Consider the following 20,437-nt stretch of genomic DNA (forward strand, 5'->3'; position numbering starts at 1 on the left):
TGCTATTTCAACTCCCATTCAAAGATGCGGGTGGGGGCATCCACGTTGGTAATGGTGAGGGTGAGCTTTGTCGCTCCATCCAGAATGGATTTACCATCCTGCGCCGCTGGAAAAATCAATTTTCCTTCCACATGATGACCACCGCGCGGCGCATCCCAGAGGGTTGAATTCACGCTGACTCCTGTATCGGTTAAGAGCGTTGCAGTTGCGGCTAGATCCATGCTCAGGTCAATCGAATGGGTGGTCAGGACAATATTGAACTCAACAGATTCGGTAGTCGCTGAGTCCAAGTTAAGTGGGGTGACTTCAAAGATAATCGCTCCCTGGTCGTCCATGCGAGAGGCAGAGTCAAATTCGGGGGAGGCTGATACCGTCGAAACAGGATCAGATGGCGGCTGGGTTGGAAGCGGGGATAAAGTCGCTGAACAGGCTGTGATAACAAAAGTCAAAATAATAAGGGCGGGAAGTAAGAGTCGTTTCATTTTGTCTCCAGAAGTACAGGTTGAAGTTTTTGTCGTTCACGATAAAGCACGAAGAGCATGACGCCAATTCCGATGAGGTTCATGGCGAGTCCGATAAGCATGAAGGGGCGTTGATAACGGGTGAGAAAACTTGCCGCCGCACTCAAACCAAGAATGGGTAAAACATCGGTGACATGATGAATGCAACACGCGACCATCGCAGTGGCGGATGCGCCTCCGCTCGCGCCTATCATTGAGCCGGCATGTCCTGTGGATGTAACTGGAATGAACAGGCGGAATCGCAGGATGGAATAGAGCGCGGCTTGGATACCAAAGCCGAGGATGATCGGGATGACATACCAACGGTCACGGATGAATTGAGATGAGGCGTAGTCCCAGCCCTGCGCCCAGGTGAGGATGCCGATGTAGAACGAGGCGATCAGCGCCGAGCCGAGCAGGAATGCCGCAAGTGGAATGAAGAATCGTTTCATCGAAAATATTCCTTTTGCGTCATCATAGCGCTTGCAGTGGGCGGCGTCTTGCGCCAAGTGGCTGAACAAAGCGTAGGCAAAACTGCCTATGTTGATCTTCAATAATTCTTCATGTGTTTTTTACATTCATCGGGTAGGATTTTCAGCCGTTAAGTAGTTTCCATGTGTGATCGAGGGGAACTCAAAACGAATCGAACGCTCGCTTTTGTTCTTCATGCGGTGAGCCAATAGGAGACTAGAAGTATCATGAATAGTTTTAATATGCGGAAATTTTATCCGACCGGGCAGGAGTTTGAAATCGATCCTGTGTGTGAAATGAAAGTCGATCCAAAGAACCCGCCCTTTCAGGTTGTTCACAAAGGGAGGACTTATTACTTTTGCTCCGAGGTCTGCAAACATCTTTTTGAACGTATTCCCGATCAATATGTTCGAATTGAAGAAGATAAAGTTTGAAATCGAATTTGTGAGTAATTTAGATAAAGCATGACGTATTAGGCAAAAATGCGTATGTTCAACTTGAGGGTGGGTGCTGTATAAGTGCGGACGATATTCGATCCAACCAGAAGGAGTTGAACCATATGAATAAGTTTTTGATTTGGAAGATTATGCCCGCGCTGATCATCGCCACGGTTGTCTTGAGTGCATGTGGCGCGCCGGCGAAACCTGAAATGACCGAACAACCCGCCCAGACCCAACCGGATCAACCCGTTGCAGGATTGGATGGAACAGTTTGGGTGGCAGACGAGGAGGGCAACAGCATTACCGTGATCAATGCGGCGACGAATCAAGTCCTGACCACGCTTACCGGAGTCGAGGGCGCCCACAACCTACAGGTTGCCCCGGATGGCAAAACTGTTTGGGCGGTGAGCGGGCACGACTCACTGGCGATCATGATCGATGCCGTCACTTTTGAGATTCATGGTGTCGTGCCGACCGGGATGATGCCCGCACATATCGTGCTGACACCCGATGGCAAAAAAGCGTATGCCACGAACGGCGGGGATAATACGGTCACTGTGATTGATGTGGAAGCGATGTCTGCCATTGCCACGATCCCGGTCGGCGAGTATCCTCACGGTTTGCGCGTCAGCCCCGACGGGATGTGGGTTTACGTTGCCAATGCCAAATCCACCACTCTGAGCGTGATTGACACCGCGCAGGATGTGAAGGTCGCCGATATAGAAGTTGGCGAGCGTCCTGTTCAAGTGGGCTTTTCGCCCGACGGTGAGTTTGTTTACTTCTCCCTCAACGGTGAAAACGCCCTTGGCAGGGTGGACGTTGCTGCGCAGAAACTGGTCGGCAAGGTGGATGTGGGCGGAGGTCCGATCCAGGTTTTTGTGACCCCCAACAACAAGTTTGTTCTGACCGCCAATCAGGGGACAAAGGATACCCCAAGCACCACTGTGTCGGTTGTGGATGTCGCGACTTTCCAGGTGATTGCAACCATTGAAACAGGGCAGGGCGCACACGGAGTCGTGATTGATCCATCGAGCCAATACGCCTACATATCGAATATCTATGAAGACACGGTATCGGCCATTGACTTGGAAAAAATGGCGGTTGTCGCCACCGTCCCAACGGGCATGGCTCCCAATGGCATTAGCTTCTCGCCGCTTCCCGCGCCGGGGAATGTCTCTGCGGAAATTCAACTTGAAATCCCGGAGGGTGGCATGAATATGCCCATGCCGTGAGAATCTGAAGTTTGCAGCCCAAGAAATCCCCTGTCGGTACAATGACAGGGGATTTCTTATAGGCAATATTGCCTAAGCCCGAATACGCCACGCGGCTCTCCTATTCGATTGGAAACATACCTACAATGGAGAACATCCAAATGATAGAGGTGTTCCATGACCACATCTTCCTTCCTGATTGTTGATCTGCCCTGCGACATGGCTTTGCAGGCAGCGAAGAAAAAATTATTGCAAGGTGGTTTGCGGGCTTTGCAAACCTTTGACCTGCATACCGCGCGACATACCCAGCAGGATTGTCCCTGCCCGCATCATGGCACAGCGGACTGTGATTGCCAGATGGTTGTTCTAATGGTTTATGGGGAGTCTGCTGAACCTGTCCCACTGATCCTGCACGGAAGTGACGGACAAACGCGCTTCTCCATTGCCGATGACCCATCCCAACGGATAGATAAAAAGTTGGTCGCCTCCATCAAAGAGGCATTGGATATCAGGGCGGCAGTTTCTGTCTGATATTCACATAGGCAATATTGCCTATGGATTCCCGCGTCAAATTGCGCTGGATGGATCAAGGGGAAATCCTTATATTCAAGCACTATTCCAACTTTGCAGAGGAACCATAATGAAGAAGATTTTATTTTTTACAATAACGAGTCTCGCTTTGATATTATCGGCTTGCGCGCCAGCCACAGCCTCCAATGGGGACATGCCCATGAATAATGACAATTCAGGTATGGCGGATGGGACGCCCACCCCGGGCAGCATGATGATGGAAAACCCCGAAGCGGCTCATATGATGGAGCCGATCACGGCTCCCAACGTCCAGCCTGCCACCGAAGCTGATGGCGGACAGCCCTTGGAATACCGCCTGGAAGATGGCGTCAAGGTCTTTGAGTTAACCACCAAGGCTGTTCAATGGGAAATCCTGGATGGAGTGACCGTCACCGCATTCACATATAACGGAACCGTTCCCGGACCGATGATCCGCGTTACGGAAGGTGATCAGGTTCGGGTGATCGTAAAGAACGAATTACCCGATCCAACTACGATCCACTGGCATGGAGTCGAAGTCCCAAATGCAATGGACGGCGTTCCGGGCGTTACCCAGGATCCGATCCAGCCGGGTGAGACGTTTACTTACGAGTTCACCGCCAAGCCGGCAGGGACGTTCATGTATCACTCGCATTATGAGGGCGATGTGCAGGTTGGCGCCGGGCTTTATGCGCCCTTCATCATTGACCCAAAGGAACCGGATGCCAATCCACCCGTTGTGGATAAAACCCTGATGATCTCGGAATGGCGTATGACGGATGGGCAAACGTATGCCGCCATGCCCATGAGTGGGATGGAGCCCAATTACTTCACGATCAACGGCAAGTCCTTCCCTGCCACCGAAACCATCACTGTCAAGAAAGGCGATCTGGTTCGGCTGCGTTTCATCGCGATTGGTCAATTCATTCATCCGATGCATCTGCATGGTGTACCCTTCAGGATCGTGGCGACGGATGGGCATCCTGTCCCCGAGGTGGCACAGTTGACCAAGGACACGGTCAGTGTCGCACCGGGAGAACGCTACGACATTGAGTTCGTCGCCACAGAGACCGGACAATGGATGTTGCACTGTCACATCCTGCACCACACCACCAACGACAATGTTGAACCAGGTGGTTTGATGTTGATGATCGAAGTCGTTGAATAAAATACTCAAGGAGAGAGTAAAAATGCGAAAGATGTTCTTTATTAGTATGTTGGTTTTGCTGGCAGGTGTATTGGCGGCTTGCGGCGGTTCCGCACAGCCTGTTGCACCAGTCGAGACAGGATCATCGAGTCCGGTAAATATCCAGGTGGAGACCAATCCCAATCCTGCCATGATGGGCGACATGGAATTGATCCTGACGATCACGGATGGAGATGGCAAGCCCATCGAGGGTGCGACTGTGGATGTTTCTGCCGACCACACGGACATGACCGGCATGGGGATGAGCGGTCTCGCCACCGAGCAGGGTGAAGGGCGCTATTCCATCAATGCCAACTTCAGCATGAGCGGCAATTGGAAGATTACCGTGTATGTCCGCAAGGATGGTCTGGATTACAAGGAAGATATCGAGTTCAAAGTGCAATAATCAGCCGTCGAAGGCAGGCGTTACCCGATGTGACGCCTGCTTTCCAGCCGGCAGAGTGAATTCATGAACAACAAACAAAGACGACAACACATTCAACAAAGAAATAGAAAACAAAAACTGCTTGCAGGCATCATCTGGGGCGGAACCGGACTCGCCGTATTGGTGATCCTTGGAGTCATGGTCTGGCAGGGGATTAAACCAGCCGCAGGGGAGGCAGTTGCCATTATGAAGAGCGATCCGCATCTCCCCACCGACTCTGACCCGGGACAATATAATTCCGACCCGCCAACATCCGGATTGCATTATGCAACCGAAGCCCAGGCGGGGTTTTATGAAGAGAATATTTATACATATCCTGCTGCTTATCTTGTCCATAACCTGGAGCACGGGTATGTGATCATCTGGTACAACTGCGACCTGCTGAATGAGACGGGATGCGCGGAGTTGAAATCACAGATCCGCACGGTCATTAACGACCTGGGTGGAGTGAAGCTGATTGCCTATCCCTGGAATTCCATTGATGTTCCGGTCGCATTAACCTCCTGGGGGCGGATTCAAAGGTTCGAGATCTTCGACATGGATTTAGCCAAAGCTTTTTACCGCGCCAACCTCAATCGCGCCCCTGAACCAAACGCCCCATGAGGGAATAAAATGTCAACAACCACCTTGAATGCCCCTAAAATAACGAATGCCTTTCAGTGGATAGGCACTCATTGGTTTGCCGTTTTTCTGACCATCTATGGTGTTTGGGTATTTGTTCCCTTCCTTGCGCCGGTTTTCATGCAGATCGGCTGGACGGGTGCAGGCAGGGCGGTCTACTTCATTTACTCGTTCTTCTGCCACCAACTCCCGGAACGCTCCCTCTTTTGGTTCGGCGAAAAGACCATGTATTCCCTGGGCGAAATCCAGGCGGTCTGGCAGAACACATCCAATCCCATGATCCTGCGCCAATTCATCGGCAACGAACCGATGGGCTGGAAGGTGGCGTGGTCGGATCGCATGATCTCGTTCTATACCAGCGTCTGGCTTTTTGCGGCATTGTGGTATCCCTTCCGACACACGATAAAGACTTTGAGTTGGTGGGGATTTATTCTGCTCCTGCTGCCGATGGCGCTGGATGGTGGAACACACATGGTCAGCGATTTTGCCGGTATCGGAAATGGATTTCGTGATACAAATGCATGGCTGGCAGTGTTGACAAACAACACCTTTCCTGCAACGTTTTACGCCGGTGATGCGCTGGGATCGTTCAACTCGCTCATGCGCTTCCTTACCGGGCTTTTGGCGGGGCTGGGTCTTGTCTGGCTTGCCTTCCCGTTCATTAATCAATCACAAGTTTATAATCAGCAATTGGATACATTAAGCCATGCCAAAGTCATCGAGCAAATCAAAAACCAAAATACGCATTCTCCTGGCGGATGACCACCATATCGTCCGTGCAGGGGTGCGACAACTGCTTGAGAGTGCGACCGACCTCCAGGTCATTGCCGAGGCAGGAGACGGGGAGGAGGCGCAGGTCTTAATCCAAAAACACAAGCCGGATGTTGCCGTGCTTGATATTCAGATGCCCAAAGCCAGCGGTATTGAAGTCACACGATGGGTGCGTGCCCATCTGCCCGAAGTGGGCGTGTTAATCCTGACCGCTTATAACGATGATCCCTACGTGATGGCGGTTTTGCAGGCAGGTGCAAATGGCTATGTCCTCAAAACTGGGCAGGCGGATGAGCTGATCCAGGCGGTGCGTGATGTCTATGAAGGTAAGTCTGCACTCGATCCATCCATCACCAGCAAGTTGATGTCCACCATCTTCAAAGGACCGGAAAAAAAGATCGTCGAACCATTAACTGACCGTGAACTGGATGTGCTGCGACTCGCGGCGAAGGGGTTCACCAACAAATCCATCGGTGTGCAACTGAATATCAGCGACCGCACCGTGCAGGGACATCTTGCGCACATCTTCGCCAAACTGCAAGCCAACAGCCGCACCGAGGCTGTCATGCGCGGGGTGGCGCTGGGGTTGATCTCACAAAGCTCGGGCAATATTCCAGAAGAATGAAACGAATCCTGCCAGGCTGGCGCGGTCTGACGCAACTCTTTGCCGTCACGGTTCTGCCGCTGACGCTTTTGTTATTGTTCATTGCGTTCGGCGGGGTCAACATGCACCAGCAGGACATGCGCACCCTGGTCGGGGAACGTGACGAACGCGCCGTGCAGTCCGCCGCCGCAGCGCTGCAATCCGAACTTCATCATCGCATGGCGACTGTTTCGAGCATGGCGGTGCTGGCATCCGAGGATATTTCCTTCAAGGATATATTTGCCACCACCACCGACCTGGCAAAGGATTTCAACGGGGGGATTGCCTTTCTAAATACGGATGGGCACTTAATCGAGAAAACGGGGAATGACAGATTTTGGGGATGGGTATCCCAAAACTCCTACTCGATCAAACTCGCTTCTTCATCCAGCCCTCAACTTGTTTTCTCCGACCCGACCCTGGATCCAAACTCCAACCAACTCTTTGTCATCATCTCAGCCTATTCTGACTCCCGCGATGTGATTGTCGCCGGCGCGTTTTCACCCGAGACACTCGCGTCCGAAACCCTGACACCCACCTACCCGGCGGGCAGTCACGTGACCATCTATCTATTGGATAATTCCCGCCGTATTTTGTTCGTCAGCGGTGCGCTCGAACGCGAAAGCCTGGATGCGGACCATCCTGGAGTGGCGGAAGCTCTGGCAGGCAGGAGTGGCGTTCTGTATGTGAAAAAGGAAGCGACGGAACATGTAGTCGCCTATAGCCCCATTGAAACTGCAGGCTGGGCATTGATCACGGAGGAGGAATGGGAAATGGTGATCAGCCCCTCCCTGCAATTGACCCAGATGGCTCCGCTGGTAATGGTGCCCGCCTTCATCCTGGCATTGATTGCCATCTGGTTCGGCGCCAAACAGATCGTCCAGCCCCTGCAAAAACTTGAGTCCAAGGCGGCGGCGCTGGCATGGGGGGATTTCGAAGCCATAAAGGAGTCAGTTGGCGGCATATCTGAGGTCCAACACCTGCAAATGGAATTGACCGAAATGTCGCGTAAAGTGCAGGCGGCTCAGGAGGGATTGCACGATTACATCGGCGCGATCACCTCGGCACAGGAAGAAGAACGTGCCAGACTGGCGCGGGAACTGCATGACGACACCATTCAGGCGGTCATTGCATTGAAACAACGGGTGCAACTGGCGCAGAGATCGGTCAAGGATCAAAATGGAAAACAATCCCTTAAGGAACTCGAAAATCTGGCGGAGCAGACCATCGAAAACCTGCGCCGCCTGACACGGGCGCTGCGTCCCATTTATCTCGAAGATCTGGGACTGGTCACTGCGTTGGAAATGCTGGCGCGGGAGATCAGCCAGGTTAATTCTCTGATCGTTGATTTTCAAAAAACCGGTAACGAACGTCGTCTCTCGCGCGAGGTGGAATTGTCGCTATATCGCATTGCGCAGGAAGCGCTCAATAATGTGGCTAAACATTCCGGGGCGACTCGTGCCGACTTGTCCATCCGTTATTCTGATTCGGAAATAACACTGATGATCTCTGATAATGGCCACGGCTTTGTCGCTCCTGCCAGCCCGACGGAATTTGCTCCCAACGGGCATTTTGGACTGCTCGGTATTCATGAACGTGCGGACCTGATCGGGGCACGGCTGGGAATTGAGTCCACCCAAGGACAGGGAACCAGGATCGAAATTCGCTTGTAAAGCGATAAAGGTCATAAGCCATTTTGCCTACCGATTTCCCCGCCATCCTGCGCTAATGCAGGGGCGGGGATTTGCGTATCATGATGTTATATCCTTATTGAAAAGGAAGACTCATGACCTCTGATACTGCGATTCCCCCCTTTCCATCCCAAACAGAACGTTTGAAAATATTTTTACATGCGCTGCTCTTCGTCCTCGGCTTCTCATTGGTGTTTGTAATCGGCTGGGGCGGCTCGGTGACGGCGCTGGGTCAATTGTTCGGCGCATACAAACGGGTTATCGCGCAATTAGGCGGCGTGATCGTGATCATGTTCGGACTGGCGACTCTGGATGTAATTCGCCTTCCCTGGTTTTATTATGATACCCGGACGGAATACACAGGTCAGCGCGGAACCTATGGTGGCTCGGCGTTAATGGGCATTTTCTTTGCAGCAGGTTGGAGCCCATGCATTGGTGCCACACTGGGCGCAATCCTAACAATGGGGCTCAGCCAGCAAACGGTCGGACAGGCGATGTGGCTATCTTCAGGGTACTCGCTTGGTTTGGGGCTTCCCTTCCTGGCGATGGCGCTTGGTTTGGAGCGCGCTTCAGGCTGGATCAAACGCATGCGACCCTATCAAAAGTATTTCAAAATTGCCAGCGGTGTTTTCATCATTGCCATTGGTGTTCTGCTTCTTACGAACACAATGAGTCTGATAGCGATCTGGGCATTCAAGAATGGTCTATATATCGAAAAGTTTACCCTGTTCTCTGCCGCGCCGACATACTTCACCGCCATCCTTGCCGGTCTATTGTCATTTCTTTCACCTTGCGTCCTGCCGCTCGTGCCTGCCTATCTTGGTTATCTGAGCGGGCACACGATACAAAGATCATAATATTTTTAGAGAAGATACCCTTATGGATTCCCCCATTAATTTGGAAGATACCATCACCTTTAAACGAACCCATTTTTATTCGGTCCTGGTGATACTGGCTTTTGCCATCGGCATATTGACGGGTTATGTTGTCTGGGGGCTTGCCCCCCGTTCACAACAAGCGATTGTCAATAATCCATCTGTTGCCCAGGGACCCATTGTCGAAGCCCCGGCAGCGACACAGGCACCGCAATTCACCCGTTATGAAATCCCATTCGAAGGCTTTCCCAGCCAGGGACCGGTGGATGCACCCATCGTAATTGTCGAGTTCAGCGACTTTCAGTGCCCGTTCTGCAAACGCTTCCAGGATGAGACGGCTGCACAATTGCTGGCGGCGTATCCCGGTCAAATCCGTTTTGTCTATCGTCATCTTCCCCTGACATCCATTCATCCCGAAGCCCTTCCATCGGCGGAAGCCTCGATGTGCGCCAACGAACAGGGGGCCTTCTGGGATTACCATGACAGGATTTTTGAGAATCAGGACAAACTTGGGCGTGAGTTGTACCTGCAGATCGCCGCTGACCTCAATTTGGATGCAGTCACTTTCGAGGAGTGTCTCAATTCAGGTAAATATAAGGACGCCATCCAACAGGATATGGATTTTGCGCTCAACCTTGGCGTTCAATCCACCCCAACATTTTTCATCAACGGGCTGGCAATCGTTGGCGCGCAACCTCTTGAAGCGTTCAAACAGATCATCGATCTTGAGTTGGCTGGAAAAATTCCATGAAACAGATACTCCTCATATCCTTGTTTCTGCTTGTGACACTGACCGCCTGCCAGAGCAGCGTCGAAGAGATTACGGGCAAAGAGGTTACAACCGTTGACGGTTCCTATAAAAACATCACTCCTGTCGATTTGGACACGATGTTGAAGAACACGGATCTTATCCTTGTCAATGTGCATACTCCTTTCGCAGGGAACATTGCCGATACAGACCTGTCCATTCCCTACGACCAGATCAGTGCGCCGGAAAATCTGGCGCAGTTGCCAGCGGATAAAAATGCAAGGATCGTTCTGTATTGCCGCAGTGGTCGCATGAGCGCAATTGCGGCAGAGGAACTTGTTTCGCTCGGGTATACCAATATCTGGAATCTCGAAGACGGCATGGTGGCATGGGAACAGACAGGACGCGAAATCGAGAAATAGAATAGGCAGAATTGCCTATAAGAGCCTCAGTAATATGGCTCTCGTTGAGGCTGTCTATTAATTGCATAATACAAAGGAAAGGAGACCAGCTTATGACAACCACTGTACATGACCCCGTTTGCCACATGGATATCGATCCCGCTACTGCTGCCGGCACATCCGAATACAAGGGGCAAACGTATTATTTTTGCTCGCTTGGCTGCAAGAAGGCGTTTGATGCCGATCCCGAGAAGTATCTCAGCAAGACTGATGAACACGCGCATCATCATTAATTCCATCCTCTTCTCCTCAGGTAACCTGCCCACTGGGCAGGTTATTTTATTTTAGACAATTTGCCGAAACAAAATCTTCAATCACTCTTTGCCGTGCCTTTACACATTCTTTAATCATGCCGGGTATTCTTGGATCATCGAAAGGAGTACAGTATGTTTCTCATGTGGATCGTCCCTTTAGTACTTGTCGGTTTGATCGTCTACAGCGTTTCTGGCAATAATCTGGTCAATGCGCTCAAGCCCGTTGCAAGCCGTACCTGCCACAAATGTGGACAGGCTGCGCAAAACGACTGGAAAAACTGCCCGCACTGCGGACAAACTTTATGAAAGGAAGTCAAAATGAAAAAAGGTAACTGGTGGATCGTTGGCATCGTAGCTGTTCTTGCTGCTCTGTTCCTTTTCGGAGGCGGCATGATATGGGGCAACCGTGGATATGGCATGATGGGCGGTTATGGCATGATGGGTAACTGGGGCTACTCTCCCTTCGGCTGGTTCGGAATGGGATTGGGCATGATCTTCATGTGGCTCATCCCCATCGGCATCCTCGTGCTCATTGGGTTTGGTGTCGCATCCCTGGTGCGAAATACAGGAAATCCTCCCCAAGCCTCATCCCTGACGCCCTGCTCCAACTGCGGAAAGGGCACCCAAGCCGATTGGCAGACTTGCCCCTACTGCGGCAATTCCTTGAAGTAAAGTAACCTCGCGTTCTCAAAGTAGCCTGTCGGAAGATAGGCTATTTTGCTTATATACCACTAGGCTGAAATCCGCTCCCTGCCATCGTCTATTGGATATACACTATTGGCATCTTTATAAAAGGTAGGCAACCATGACTGTCCGTGACCCTGTATGTGGAATGGAAATTGAACCCCAAAGTGCCTTCGCCGAGCGCGAACACATGGGGCAGACGTTGTATTTTTGCTCACAATCCTGCGTGGAACAGTTCGATATCGACCCGCACCATTATGTGATGACTTCGGCAACAACGGGTTTTAATCCCGAACGGACGCTCACCCGCATCGAACTACCCGTCGCCGATCTGCCGTTTTACAAACCTGTCACCGCCCTGGAATCTGGTTTGCGCGCCCTGGAGGGCGTTCATCAAGTAACCACCAATGCAGGTGCGGGTGTGTTGCAGGTGGAATATGATTCCAAAAAGGTGAACATTCCGCAAATGGCGGCAGTCATCCGCTTGGCGGGGTTTCAACCTGGCGGGTCGAATCTCAAAATCGGAATCGAGAACCTGCGTTGTGCCTCCTGTGTAAAGTTCATCGAGGATGAACTGAAGTCCACAGATGGCGTATTAAGCGCAACGGTCAACATTGCCACACAGGAAGCGAGCGTGGATTATCTCCCCCAAAAGGCAACCCTTGTACAATTGAATGCAGCCATTGAGGCTTGGGGATACAAGCCACGTCCTGCGCTGACTGGCGCGCCAATAGACAAACAAGAAGAGGCACATGCCCGTGAATACATCCGGCTGATGAGAATGTTCTGGTTCTCGGCAATTGTTTCCATTCCGGTGTTGTTATTCGCATACCCGCAATACGTTCCCGGCATCCGGGATTTGTCAATGGAGACCATCCGATGGTCATGGGTTCTTTCCGCCGTTGCAACACTACCTGTGTTGTTCTATTCCGGGTATGACTTTTTCACAGGTGCGTGGGCGGCCTTCAAACATCGCTCAGCCAACATGAACACCTTGATCGCGCTCGGTACCGGCGCGGCATGGTTGTATTCAACGTTTGCCATTGCATTTCCGTCCGTGTTTCCTGAAGGGACATCCGAGCCGTTTTACGATGTAGTTGCAGTTGTCATTGCATTGGTTGTGTTGGGGCAGGCACTTGAACTACGCGCCAAGGGACAATCCAGCGCGGCGATCAAGAAATTGTTGGGTCTACAAGCGAAGACTGCCCGCGTGATTCGCAATGGAAAAGAACTTGATCTGCCTGTAGAAGAAGTGTTGGTCGGCGATGTGATCCAGGTCCGTCCCGGTGAGAAAATACCCGTGGATGGCGTTATCGTCGAAGGCAGTTCTGCCGTGGATGAGTCGATGCTGACGGGTGAGTCGTTGCCAGTTTCCAAGAAACAGGGAGATGAGGTGATCGGAGCGACCTTGAACAAGACAGGCGCGTTCAAATTCCGCGCCACGAAGGTCGGCAAGGATACGGCTCTCGCGCAGATCGTGAAGATGGTGCAGGACGCGCAAAATTCCAAAGCACCAATTGCCCGTCTTGCCGATACCATCTCTGGTTATTTCGTACCCATCGTGATGATTCTCGCCGTGTGGACGTTCGTCATTTGGTTCGTGATTGGACCTCAACCGCAATTGGTATATGCACTCGTTACCAGTGTAACCGTGCTCATCATTGCCTGCCCCTGCGCTTTGGGTCTTGCCACGCCCATGAGCTTGATGGTCGGCATTGGCAAAGGTGCGGAACATGGGATTCTCATCCGCTCTGGCGAAGCCCTGCAAACTGCGCGAGCCATTCAAACCGTGGTGTTGGATAAGACGGGCACGATTACAAAGGGAAAGCCTGAGTTAACGGATGTCATCCTTACCAATTCCATGAATGGTAACAGCCATCAGTTGTTGCGCCTGGTGGCATCCGTTGAGAAGGTCAGTGAACATCCCCTGGCGCAAGCCATTGTGGACGGAGCACAGGCGCGAAAACTGGAATTGACCGATGTGCAGGATTTTGAAGCCATCCCTGGACATGGCGTTTCCGCGAAGGTTGAAGGACGAAATATCCTGATTGGCAATCTCAAGTTGATGAACCGAGAGAACATCGCGCTGGGCGAGTTGGAGAATAGATCCAAATCGCTCGCCGACGATGGCAAGACCCCAATGTTCGTCGCAATTGACGGCAAAGCCGCTGGTATTGTTGCCGTGGCAGACACGGTCAAGGAAGATTCTGCCGAAGCGATCAAAGCTCTGCAAGGTATGGGCATTGAAGTTGTGATGATCACCGGCGATAATCGCCGCACCGCTGAAGCGATTGCTCGCAAGGTTGGGGTCACGCGCGTGCTGGCGGAAGTATTGCCCGAAGATAAGGCAAACAACGTTCACCTGTTGCAAGCGGAAAACAAAAAAGTCGCGATGGTTGGCGATGGCATCAATGATGCCCCCGCGCTCGCACAAGCGGATGTCGGTCTCGCCATCGGAACAGGCACGGATGTCGCCATCGAAGCCTCGGACATCACGCTGATCAAGGGCAGTCTCAAAGGTGTGGTGACTGCCATCGAAGTCAGCCGCGCTACCATGACCAACATCTACCAAAACCTATTTGGCGCCTTTATATACAACGTGTTGGGTATCCCTGTTGCTATGGGCGTATTGTTCCCGTTCTTTGGATTGTTGCTCAGCCCATTGATCGCGGGGGCAGCAATGGCATTCTCATCCGTGACCGTAGTTGGCAATGCCAACCGCCTGCGAGGCTTCAGACCGAAGTTTAGTGTAAAGTGAGCTGTTATGAAAATTGAACTTCTCTATTTCGATGGTTGTCCCTCCTGGGAAGCTGGTTTGAAAAGTCTTCGGACTGCTTTACAAGAGGAGGGAATCTCCGCCACTGTGGAAATGGTGAAAGTAGAGACCGATGAAGATGCGGAGCGTTTGAAATTCCTCGGTTCCCCTCATTTTCGTGTTGATGGTATGGATTTATGGCATGAGGAACGCGAAACGTATTCGATGAGTTGCCGCGTCTATTCCACGCCTGAAGGCGTCAAGGGATTTCCCACTGTCCATATGCTGCGGGAAAAACTGCAATCACTGTCTGGAACACCATAATGAAAAACTCCCGCTTTATCACATGGATGACCTGGGCTTTGATTCTCGGAATGTTCTGGACTGTTTTCTCGCGCGTCTCGCCCGACCAGCCTAAAGCGCAGCAGGATGCAGTTGCCAAAGAAGGCTTCACTGCGCCCAACTTCACCCTCGACCTGTTGGACGGCAGCACAGTTGCGCTTTCCGATTTACGCGGCAAGGTGGTGCTGGTCAACTTCTGGACATCGTGGTGCCCACCCTGCCGTCTGGAAATGCCAGCCATCGAAAAGACGTACCGCGGTTACAAGGACATTGGCTTTGTGGTGATCGGCTTGAACCTCACCGCCCAGGATTCAGAACAAGCCGCGGCTGATTTTGCAAAAGAAATCGGTTTAACTTTTCCCATCGCGCTCGACCGCGATAATGCGACTGGGAACCTGTATCGCATCACTGCCCTGCCGACTTCGTACTTCATTGATCGCAAGGGAGTAATTCGTTCCGTTGTGGTCGGCGGACCCATGAGCGAGGCATTGATTCAATCCAAGGTGGAAGAGCTATTGCAGGAGGGCGAGTAATGTTCCCTTACCTTCGACTTGGACCCTTCCTGCTTCAAATGCCATTGTTGATGTTGTTCATTGGTTTTTGGATCGGCTCAACATTCACCGAGCGTGAAGCCCCCCGCCTTGGTTTAAACAAGGAGAAAATCAATAACCTGATTGGGTACGGATTGCTCGGCGGGATTCTCGGAGCAAGGCTTGTCTATGCTGCGCAATACGCCTCAGTTTATGTGGCAAACCCATTGGGCTTGTTCTCGCTGAGCACAAGCACGCTTTCTCCCATCGGGGGTTTTCTAATCGGTATGTCCACAGCCTTGATATATGGATATCGTCAGAAACTTCCGTTTCGCCGATCATTGGATGCGCTCACGCCTGGGTTGGCATTCTTCATGATCTCAATTGGTGTCTCCCACCTGCTCAGCGGAAATGCCTACGGCTCGCCGTCTCGTGTCCCCTGGGCAATGTACGTGTGGTCTGATTATCGTCACCCAACGCAACTTTATGAAATCTTTCTTGCGCTGGCGATCTTTACACTCGTGCTTCCAAAAGTTCTTCCAGCCCACGCGCCAGGAATTCGCTTTGCGCAGTTCGTCTCTCTTTCCGCGCTGGCGCGAGTCTTTCTCGAAGCCTTCCGCGGCGACAGTGTACTCTGGCTGGATGGTTATCGCGCCGCGCAAGTGATGGGGTTGCTTGTTCTTATTATTTGCATTGTCTTGTTGAGACAATGGGAAAGGATCGAACCAAATGAGGCAAGCGTCTGGTAAAAAACGTTATATCCCTGCCTTGAGCTTTCGCTGGCTCACGCCATTGTATGATCCTCTGCTCAAATGGGTCATGCGCGAGGAAACTTTTAAACAAAGGTTGATCCAACACGCGAACATTCGTCCAGGCATGAAGGTTCTCGATCTCGGCTGCGGCACAGGTACGCTCACCATCATGCTCAAAAAAATCCATCCGAACGCGCAGGTTACAGGCGTGGATGGCGACCCTGATGTATTGAAAATTGCGCTAGATAAATCTCGCGGTTCGGATATTCAATGGGATGAAGGACTCGCCTCCTCCCTGCCCTATCCTGATTCCACCTTCGACAGAGTAGTCACCAGCCTGGTCATTCACCACCTCATCACGGACGATAAACGACTCGCATTCAAGGAAATCCATCGTGTGCTCAAACCAGATGGAGAATTGTATGTGCTTGACTTTGGCGCACCGCATTCTTCAACGACACGTTTCATGACGACCTACATGCGTCGTCTCGAGGAAACCGCCGATAACTTCGACGGTTTGATCCCGCGCTTCGTGGCAGAGGCAGGCTTCGGGTCTATAAAAGAAGCGGAGAACTTCGTCACGGTGTTCGGTCCGTTATCCATCATCCAAGCAATGAAAGGAACTTGATATGACTCAAATCCAAATCTTTGTGATTCTTTCGGGAATCGCGTTGACCGTATTGATCGCCTGGTATTTCTGGTTTGCCCCCAAGGCGCAGACGCGTGTTGCGGTATCTGCATCTGGCGCACAGGAGGTGGCAGTCACGGTCAAGGGCGGATACACACCCGATGTGATCGTTGTGCAAAAAGGACGTCCCGTGCGGTTGACGTTCACGCGCCAGGAAAGTTCGGCGTGTTCTGAGAAAGTGTTGTTCCCTGACTTCAATCAAAACGCATTATTACCCGAAGGTGAACAAGTCACGCTTGAATTCACCCCTGCCAAAGAAGGCGAATATGGCTTCCAATGCCAGATGGGAATGTTACGTGGCAAGTTGATCGTGGAATAATGACGAAAGGAACATGTAAAAATGAAACACGAAAAAATCCATATGCCAAACCTTTCCTTCATTGCGGCATTTGTCATTGGCGTGATTTTTTTCGCCGTATTATGGAGGATGTTATTCGGCTCGGCATCCGGTCTGATGGTTCTGGCTGGCATGATTGGAACCGCGACCGCTGTGACTATCTTCTGGCTCAGGAATGAAAATCAACATCATGGAAAGGGAAAACAATGACGTTGGACCAAAACGAAATCCTCCCTGCCCCTCCACAACCGGAATATATAACGGCTTGTGGAGGAAAAATCAAGGATCCATCCAAATATCCCAGCGCAGAGTATAACGGCGAGAGGATATATTTCTGTACGCAGGCATGTTTGGATGTATTTCTTTTGAATCCCGACCCTTTTATGGCTGGTGAAATCGAACACCCTCTTGATTAATTCAATATGACAATCAGGAAATCATTCCTGATAAATATCATAAGCAAATCAGCGCATTTCGAAACAGGTCGAAATGCGCTGTTGATTATTTCATGGGAGTTGTAAGATGAGTTCAAAGCAAGACAAAATTCATCCTCAAAGGAGAAAAAATGACTACTCAAACCTTATCCCGGGAATATCAACTCGCTGATGTTCCCTTTACGAAAACCCTGTTCGAAGGCAAGGCGTTTGCCTGGCTCTGGCTTGCCATCCGTCTGTATCTGGGATACCAATGGATCGAATCGGGTTGGGGCAAGATCACCAACCCCGCCTGGATGCAGGGCGGCGAAGCATTGAAGGGCTTCTGGGAGCGCGCCATCGTTATTCCCGATGCACCTGCCCGCCCATTGATCGCCTTCGATTGGTATCGCAATTTCATCCAGTTTATGCTGGACAGCGGCAATTACGTCTGGTTCGCCAAACTCGTGGCGGTGGGCGAATTGCTGGTGGGCGCGGCGCTGATCCTGGGCATCTTCATCTGGTTCTCCGCTTTTATTGGCGGTTTTATGAATTGGAATTTTATGATGGCGGGCTCGGCTTCTGTCAATCCTGTATTCCTGATCCTCTCGATCCTGCTCGTCCTGGCTTGGAAAACCTCCGGTTGGCTTGGTCTGGATCGCTGGCTTCTGGTACAGGTGGGCACCCCCTGGCAACCCGGTTTGTTATTCCAGCGTAAGTAATCAATATACAAATATTTGAACAATCATCCCCTGACTAATCAGGGGATGATTGTTTTTTAGAAAGGTAATGAGTCGTAAGCCATAAGTCAAGAAACTGTCATACAAACATCATGATGTTTGGCATAAGTCATTCAGCCTGCTATAAGTTGCGCCATTTCGCGCTCTTTATCTCAAGTTGAACACGATAAGATTTGGCAACTTTGTTCACATCAGGAGGCTGGTTTCGTATGCAAAATAGAATGTTCCAATTTTTGGCTGCATGTTTGAGTATCTTTCTTTTACTGGCATTGCCGTTGCAAAGCGTCCTAGCAGATGGGGAGGGAGAAGGCATCGAAAAAGAAGTTAATGGCTATCATGTGCGGCTTGTGTTAGTTGATGCTCCCAAGATAGGCGAGAATGCTTTTCATATTCAGATCACGGATGCAATGGGCATGCCTGTGACAAATGCAGAAGTGATGATTATGGCAGCGCCTTACGAGGATATGTCTGAACATGAAGAAGACTCCAATGAGGAATCTCACGATACAGACAGCATGAGCGGAATGGACATGCCCGAAGCAGAACCAACTGAAGAGGAAGCTTCTTCCATGCCTGGCATGGATATGCCTGAGGAAGAACCGACTGATGAAGCAAACGCAGATTCTCACGGCGAATCGCAAGACAGCCACGGTTCGGAGGATGAGCATGGTGAAACTGCCATTCAGGAAATTGTTTTGGAAGCCGGGCATGAAGCCGGTGAGTATGAAGGGAGTATCTCCCTGAATCGTTCAGGTGACTGGACATTCCATGTTCAATTCACAGTGGACGGGCAACTGAATGAAGTTGAAATGCCCGTCGCGGTTGCAGGCATTGATGCGAAATATGGCATTCTGGCTGGCTTCTTTGGCATCAATGCCACGGTCATTTCTGCGGCTGCCATTTCCAAACGAAGATCCATTGCTCAAAAGGCTTAAGAGGTAATTCCATGACAACATCCCTTCCCAAACCCAACCCATCCATACTAAATGGCGGCAACCTTCTAAACAACAAATGGATCGACCGTTTCCTGCGCAGCCGCTGGTATCCCGGCATTATCCAATGGCCCACCCTGATGATCTTTATGGTCATCATGTTCGAACTCATTCTGGGACCCGAATCGGCACATGATAACTTCGGAACGGCTCTTACCTGGGTATTGTGGTGGCCGCTCATCCCGATCATCTTCTTGTTCCTCGGGCGTTTCTGGTGCGCCATTTGTCCGTTTGCGAAGATCAATGACCTTGTACAAAATTTTGTCGGTAACAACAAACCCGCGCCGCGCTTCCTGAAGAAATATGGCATTTGGATCATCGATGCGCTTTTCATCTTCATTACCTGGAGTGACCACGTCTTTGGCGTGGTGGAAAACCCGCTTGGCTCCGGCGTGTTGATGTTGACCCTCACCACCGGTGTGATCGTCTCCGGTGCCTTTTACGAACGCCGCACATTCTGTCGATATGTCTGTTTTCTGGGCGGTCTTTCAGGTAACTATGCCCGCAACGGCATGTTGAGTTTGCGTGGCACTCCGGAAATTTGCGCTACCTGTACCATCGCTGCCTGTTACAAAGGCACGGATAAGTCCCTACCTTGCCCTTTGTATGAATTCCCCAAGACCATGACCTCCAGCGCCAATTGTGTACTGTGTGCAGAATGCATCAAGGGCTGCCCGAATAACTCCATTCAATTGACCGTGCGCCCGCCTACCAAGGAACTGTGGTTCATCCGTAAGCCGAAAATCGAAGAAGCTTTCCTTTCGGCGGTCATTATGGGTATCGTATTCGTCCAGAATGTGACCATGCTCGAAATCTGGGAATCCATGTTGAAATGGCTGGAGAACGTAACCGGCACGACCAGCTATGCCGTCACCTTCAGTATCACGTTTGCAACTGCCATTGTCATCCCGGTGGCTTTGCTCGGTCTGACTTCCTGGATCGCAAGTAAATTCAACAAAGCCACGCTTGTTGAAAACTTTGCCCGCTTTGGCTACGCCATAATCGCACTGGATATGGCAGGGCACATCGCGCATAACCTGTTCCACCTGCTGGCGGAAGGCAAGTCTATTCTATACACCGGTATGGCATTGTTTGGGATGGAGACCCACGGTGCATCACCTGCCATTCTCAGCATGCAGGAGATCCAGTGGCTTCAATTCGGCTTGATCGCCCTTGGCTTTATCGGCTCCCTCTACACCGCCTACCGCATCTCCAAATCGAATCATTCCGGCGAAAAGGTCTGGGGAACCTTTGCACCCTTTGCCGTGTTGATGGTCGTCCTGACCGTCATGAACGTTGTTCTCTTCACCCTGCCAATGGCGATGAGAATGTAACCGA

The 20,437-nt window shown here is 51.3% G+C and carries 26 protein-coding genes and 2 pseudogenes; 26 read left to right on the forward strand and 2 right to left on the reverse strand.

Annotation, left to right across the window (positions count from 1 at the left end; translation table 11 throughout):
• Nucleotides 1-2: 2 nt before the first annotated feature.
• Nucleotides 3-482: a hypothetical protein gene (locus tag QY332_21320; protein ID WKZ36154.1), complete on the reverse strand. Its 480-nt coding sequence runs from the start codon at nucleotides 480-482 to the stop codon at nucleotides 3-5.
• Complete coding sequence (locus QY332_21325) at nucleotides 479-952, reverse strand: hypothetical protein (protein WKZ36155.1); 474 nt, start codon at nucleotides 950-952, stop codon at nucleotides 479-481. Before QY332_21325 ends, QY332_21320 begins: the two co-directional genes overlap by 4 nt.
• A 246-nt stretch (nucleotides 953-1,198) precedes the next feature.
• Here QY332_21325 and QY332_21330 point away from each other — a divergent pair, with 246 nt between their 5' ends.
• The 26 genes and pseudogenes from QY332_21330 (at nucleotide 1,199) to QY332_21455 (ending at nucleotide 20,433) form a co-directional block, all read left to right on the forward strand.
• Complete coding sequence (locus QY332_21330) at nucleotides 1,199-1,405, forward strand: YHS domain-containing protein (GenBank protein WKZ36156.1); 207 nt, start codon at nucleotides 1,199-1,201, stop codon at nucleotides 1,403-1,405.
• Between the two features lie 125 nt (nucleotides 1,406-1,530).
• Complete coding sequence (locus QY332_21335) at nucleotides 1,531-2,643, forward strand: beta-propeller fold lactonase family protein (protein ID WKZ36157.1); 1,113 nt, start codon at nucleotides 1,531-1,533, stop codon at nucleotides 2,641-2,643.
• Nucleotides 2,644-2,799: 156 nt separating this feature from the next.
• Complete coding sequence (locus tag QY332_21340; GenBank protein ID WKZ36158.1) at nucleotides 2,800-3,153, forward strand: hypothetical protein; 354 nt, start codon at nucleotides 2,800-2,802, stop codon at nucleotides 3,151-3,153.
• A gap of 199 nt (nucleotides 3,154-3,352) precedes the next feature.
• Nucleotides 3,353-4,339, forward strand: a complete 987-nt coding sequence (locus QY332_21345; protein WKZ36159.1) for a copper oxidase — start codon at nucleotides 3,353-3,355, stop codon at nucleotides 4,337-4,339.
• Between the two features lie 22 nt (nucleotides 4,340-4,361).
• Nucleotides 4,362-4,763 carry a FixH family protein gene (locus tag QY332_21350; protein ID WKZ36160.1) on the forward strand — a complete coding sequence of 134 codons (402 nt, stop codon included), beginning with the start codon at nucleotides 4,362-4,364 and terminating at the stop codon, nucleotides 4,761-4,763.
• Nucleotides 4,764-4,826: 63 nt separating this feature from the next.
• Nucleotides 4,827-5,405: a DUF3105 domain-containing protein gene (locus tag QY332_21355; protein ID WKZ36161.1), complete on the forward strand. Its 579-nt coding sequence runs from the start codon at nucleotides 4,827-4,829 to the stop codon at nucleotides 5,403-5,405.
• A 9-nt stretch (nucleotides 5,406-5,414) separates the two neighbouring features.
• Nucleotides 5,415-6,185 carry a DUF2085 domain-containing protein gene (locus QY332_21360; protein WKZ36162.1) on the forward strand — a complete coding sequence of 257 codons (771 nt, stop codon included), beginning with the start codon at nucleotides 5,415-5,417 and terminating at the stop codon, nucleotides 6,183-6,185.
• The gene (locus QY332_21365; protein ID WKZ36163.1) at nucleotides 6,130-6,819 is read left to right on the forward strand and encodes a response regulator transcription factor; all 690 of its coding nucleotides are present in this window, start codon (nucleotides 6,130-6,132) and stop codon (nucleotides 6,817-6,819) included. Before QY332_21360 ends, QY332_21365 begins: the two co-directional genes overlap by 56 nt.
• Nucleotides 6,816-8,510: a histidine kinase gene (locus tag QY332_21370; protein ID WKZ36164.1), complete on the forward strand. Its 1,695-nt coding sequence runs from the start codon at nucleotides 6,816-6,818 to the stop codon at nucleotides 8,508-8,510. Before QY332_21365 ends, QY332_21370 begins: the two co-directional genes overlap by 4 nt.
• 113 nt (nucleotides 8,511-8,623) lie before the next feature.
• A pseudogene (locus QY332_21375) lies at nucleotides 8,624-9,178 on the forward strand (cytochrome c biogenesis protein CcdA).
• 75 nt (nucleotides 9,179-9,253) lie between these two features.
• Nucleotides 9,254-9,364 (forward strand): annotated as a pseudogene (locus QY332_21380) (cytochrome c biogenesis protein CcdA).
• A 43-nt stretch (nucleotides 9,365-9,407) separates the two neighbouring features.
• A complete protein-coding gene (locus tag QY332_21385; protein ID WKZ36165.1) occupies nucleotides 9,408-10,154 on the forward strand; it encodes a DsbA family protein in 747 nt (248 codons plus the stop codon).
• Nucleotides 10,151-10,573 carry a rhodanese-like domain-containing protein gene (locus tag QY332_21390; GenBank protein WKZ36166.1) on the forward strand — a complete coding sequence of 141 codons (423 nt, stop codon included), beginning with the start codon at nucleotides 10,151-10,153 and terminating at the stop codon, nucleotides 10,571-10,573. The genes QY332_21385 and QY332_21390 overlap by 4 nt, the downstream gene beginning before the upstream one ends.
• Before the next feature lie 92 nt (nucleotides 10,574-10,665).
• Nucleotides 10,666-10,845 (forward strand): YHS domain-containing protein, encoded by a 180-nt coding sequence (locus QY332_21395; GenBank protein ID WKZ36167.1) that lies wholly within the window; start codon nucleotides 10,666-10,668, stop codon nucleotides 10,843-10,845.
• A gap of 153 nt (nucleotides 10,846-10,998) precedes the next feature.
• Complete coding sequence (locus QY332_21400) at nucleotides 10,999-11,172, forward strand: zinc ribbon domain-containing protein (GenBank protein WKZ36168.1); 174 nt, start codon at nucleotides 10,999-11,001, stop codon at nucleotides 11,170-11,172.
• A 12-nt stretch (nucleotides 11,173-11,184) separates the two neighbouring features.
• Nucleotides 11,185-11,538, forward strand: a complete 354-nt coding sequence (locus tag QY332_21405; GenBank protein ID WKZ36169.1) for a zinc ribbon domain-containing protein — start codon at nucleotides 11,185-11,187, stop codon at nucleotides 11,536-11,538.
• Between the two features lie 133 nt (nucleotides 11,539-11,671).
• Entirely contained in the window at nucleotides 11,672-14,308 is a 2,637-nt protein-coding gene (locus QY332_21410; GenBank protein WKZ36170.1) for a heavy metal translocating P-type ATPase, read from the forward strand.
• Between the two features lie 6 nt (nucleotides 14,309-14,314).
• A complete protein-coding gene (locus QY332_21415) occupies nucleotides 14,315-14,629 on the forward strand; it encodes a hypothetical protein (GenBank protein WKZ36171.1) in 315 nt (104 codons plus the stop codon).
• Nucleotides 14,629-15,180 (forward strand): TlpA disulfide reductase family protein, encoded by a 552-nt coding sequence (locus tag QY332_21420; protein ID WKZ36172.1) that lies wholly within the window; start codon nucleotides 14,629-14,631, stop codon nucleotides 15,178-15,180. The genes QY332_21415 and QY332_21420 overlap by 1 nt, the downstream gene beginning before the upstream one ends.
• On the forward strand, nucleotides 15,180-15,926 hold the full coding sequence (locus tag QY332_21425; GenBank protein ID WKZ36173.1) for a prolipoprotein diacylglyceryl transferase: 747 nt from the start codon (nucleotides 15,180-15,182) through the stop codon (nucleotides 15,924-15,926). Before QY332_21420 ends, QY332_21425 begins: the two co-directional genes overlap by 1 nt.
• Nucleotides 15,907-16,557, forward strand: a complete 651-nt coding sequence (locus QY332_21430) for a methyltransferase domain-containing protein (GenBank protein WKZ36174.1) — start codon at nucleotides 15,907-15,909, stop codon at nucleotides 16,555-16,557. Before QY332_21425 ends, QY332_21430 begins: the two co-directional genes overlap by 20 nt.
• A gap of 1 nt (nucleotide 16,558) precedes the next feature.
• Nucleotides 16,559-16,936, forward strand: coding sequence for a cupredoxin domain-containing protein (locus tag QY332_21435; GenBank protein WKZ36175.1), 378 nt, complete (start codon nucleotides 16,559-16,561; stop codon nucleotides 16,934-16,936).
• A 21-nt stretch (nucleotides 16,937-16,957) separates the two neighbouring features.
• Nucleotides 16,958-17,164 (forward strand): hypothetical protein, encoded by a 207-nt coding sequence (locus QY332_21440; protein WKZ36176.1) that lies wholly within the window; start codon nucleotides 16,958-16,960, stop codon nucleotides 17,162-17,164.
• Between the two features lie 355 nt (nucleotides 17,165-17,519).
• On the forward strand, nucleotides 17,520-18,089 hold the full coding sequence (locus QY332_21445; protein ID WKZ36177.1) for a DoxX family protein: 570 nt from the start codon (nucleotides 17,520-17,522) through the stop codon (nucleotides 18,087-18,089).
• Between the two features lie 227 nt (nucleotides 18,090-18,316).
• Nucleotides 18,317-19,042 carry a hypothetical protein gene (locus tag QY332_21450; GenBank protein WKZ36178.1) on the forward strand — a complete coding sequence of 242 codons (726 nt, stop codon included), beginning with the start codon at nucleotides 18,317-18,319 and terminating at the stop codon, nucleotides 19,040-19,042.
• 11 nt (nucleotides 19,043-19,053) lie between these two features.
• On the forward strand, nucleotides 19,054-20,433 hold the full coding sequence (locus QY332_21455; protein ID WKZ36179.1) for a 4Fe-4S binding protein: 1,380 nt from the start codon (nucleotides 19,054-19,056) through the stop codon (nucleotides 20,431-20,433).
• Nucleotides 20,434-20,437: the final 4 nt, after the last annotated feature.

It is taken from the genome of Anaerolineales bacterium, assembly GCA_030583885.1.
Lineage (GTDB): Bacteria > Chloroflexota > Anaerolineae > Anaerolineales > Villigracilaceae > Villigracilis.

What these genes read in the sequence shown, in the direction of transcription:
- QY332_21320 (WKZ36154.1), bottom strand. Translation starts at nt 482, where the DNA reads ATGAAACGACTCTTACTTCCCGCCCTTATTATTTTGACTTTTGTTATC.
- QY332_21325 (WKZ36155.1), bottom strand. Translation starts at nt 952, where the DNA reads ATGAAACGATTCTTCATTCCACTTGCGGCATTCCTGCTCGGCTCGGCG.
- QY332_21330 (WKZ36156.1), top strand. Translation starts at nt 1,199, where the DNA reads ATGAATAGTTTTAATATGCGGAAATTTTATCCGACCGGGCAGGAGTTT.
- QY332_21335 (WKZ36157.1), top strand. Translation starts at nt 1,531, where the DNA reads ATGAATAAGTTTTTGATTTGGAAGATTATGCCCGCGCTGATCATCGCC.
- QY332_21340 (WKZ36158.1), top strand. Translation starts at nt 2,800, where the DNA reads ATGACCACATCTTCCTTCCTGATTGTTGATCTGCCCTGCGACATGGCT.
- QY332_21345 (WKZ36159.1), top strand. Translation starts at nt 3,353, where the DNA reads ATGAATAATGACAATTCAGGTATGGCGGATGGGACGCCCACCCCGGGC.
- QY332_21350 (WKZ36160.1), top strand. Translation starts at nt 4,362, where the DNA reads ATGCGAAAGATGTTCTTTATTAGTATGTTGGTTTTGCTGGCAGGTGTA.
- QY332_21355 (WKZ36161.1), top strand. Translation starts at nt 4,827, where the DNA reads ATGAACAACAAACAAAGACGACAACACATTCAACAAAGAAATAGAAAA.
- QY332_21360 (WKZ36162.1), top strand. Translation starts at nt 5,415, where the DNA reads ATGTCAACAACCACCTTGAATGCCCCTAAAATAACGAATGCCTTTCAG.
- QY332_21365 (WKZ36163.1), top strand. Translation starts at nt 6,130, where the DNA reads ATGCCAAAGTCATCGAGCAAATCAAAAACCAAAATACGCATTCTCCTG.
- QY332_21370 (WKZ36164.1), top strand. Translation starts at nt 6,816, where the DNA reads ATGAAACGAATCCTGCCAGGCTGGCGCGGTCTGACGCAACTCTTTGCC.
- QY332_21385 (WKZ36165.1), top strand. Translation starts at nt 9,408, where the DNA reads ATGGATTCCCCCATTAATTTGGAAGATACCATCACCTTTAAACGAACC.
- QY332_21390 (WKZ36166.1), top strand. Translation starts at nt 10,151, where the DNA reads ATGAAACAGATACTCCTCATATCCTTGTTTCTGCTTGTGACACTGACC.
- QY332_21395 (WKZ36167.1), top strand. Translation starts at nt 10,666, where the DNA reads ATGACAACCACTGTACATGACCCCGTTTGCCACATGGATATCGATCCC.
- QY332_21400 (WKZ36168.1), top strand. Translation starts at nt 10,999, where the DNA reads ATGTTTCTCATGTGGATCGTCCCTTTAGTACTTGTCGGTTTGATCGTC.
- QY332_21405 (WKZ36169.1), top strand. Translation starts at nt 11,185, where the DNA reads ATGAAAAAAGGTAACTGGTGGATCGTTGGCATCGTAGCTGTTCTTGCT.
- QY332_21410 (WKZ36170.1), top strand. Translation starts at nt 11,672, where the DNA reads ATGACTGTCCGTGACCCTGTATGTGGAATGGAAATTGAACCCCAAAGT.
- QY332_21415 (WKZ36171.1), top strand. Translation starts at nt 14,315, where the DNA reads ATGAAAATTGAACTTCTCTATTTCGATGGTTGTCCCTCCTGGGAAGCT.
- QY332_21420 (WKZ36172.1), top strand. Translation starts at nt 14,629, where the DNA reads ATGAAAAACTCCCGCTTTATCACATGGATGACCTGGGCTTTGATTCTC.
- QY332_21425 (WKZ36173.1), top strand. Translation starts at nt 15,180, where the DNA reads ATGTTCCCTTACCTTCGACTTGGACCCTTCCTGCTTCAAATGCCATTG.
- QY332_21430 (WKZ36174.1), top strand. Translation starts at nt 15,907, where the DNA reads ATGAGGCAAGCGTCTGGTAAAAAACGTTATATCCCTGCCTTGAGCTTT.
- QY332_21435 (WKZ36175.1), top strand. Translation starts at nt 16,559, where the DNA reads ATGACTCAAATCCAAATCTTTGTGATTCTTTCGGGAATCGCGTTGACC.
- QY332_21440 (WKZ36176.1), top strand. Translation starts at nt 16,958, where the DNA reads ATGAAACACGAAAAAATCCATATGCCAAACCTTTCCTTCATTGCGGCA.
- QY332_21445 (WKZ36177.1), top strand. Translation starts at nt 17,520, where the DNA reads ATGACTACTCAAACCTTATCCCGGGAATATCAACTCGCTGATGTTCCC.
- QY332_21450 (WKZ36178.1), top strand. Translation starts at nt 18,317, where the DNA reads ATGCAAAATAGAATGTTCCAATTTTTGGCTGCATGTTTGAGTATCTTT.
- QY332_21455 (WKZ36179.1), top strand. Translation starts at nt 19,054, where the DNA reads ATGACAACATCCCTTCCCAAACCCAACCCATCCATACTAAATGGCGGC.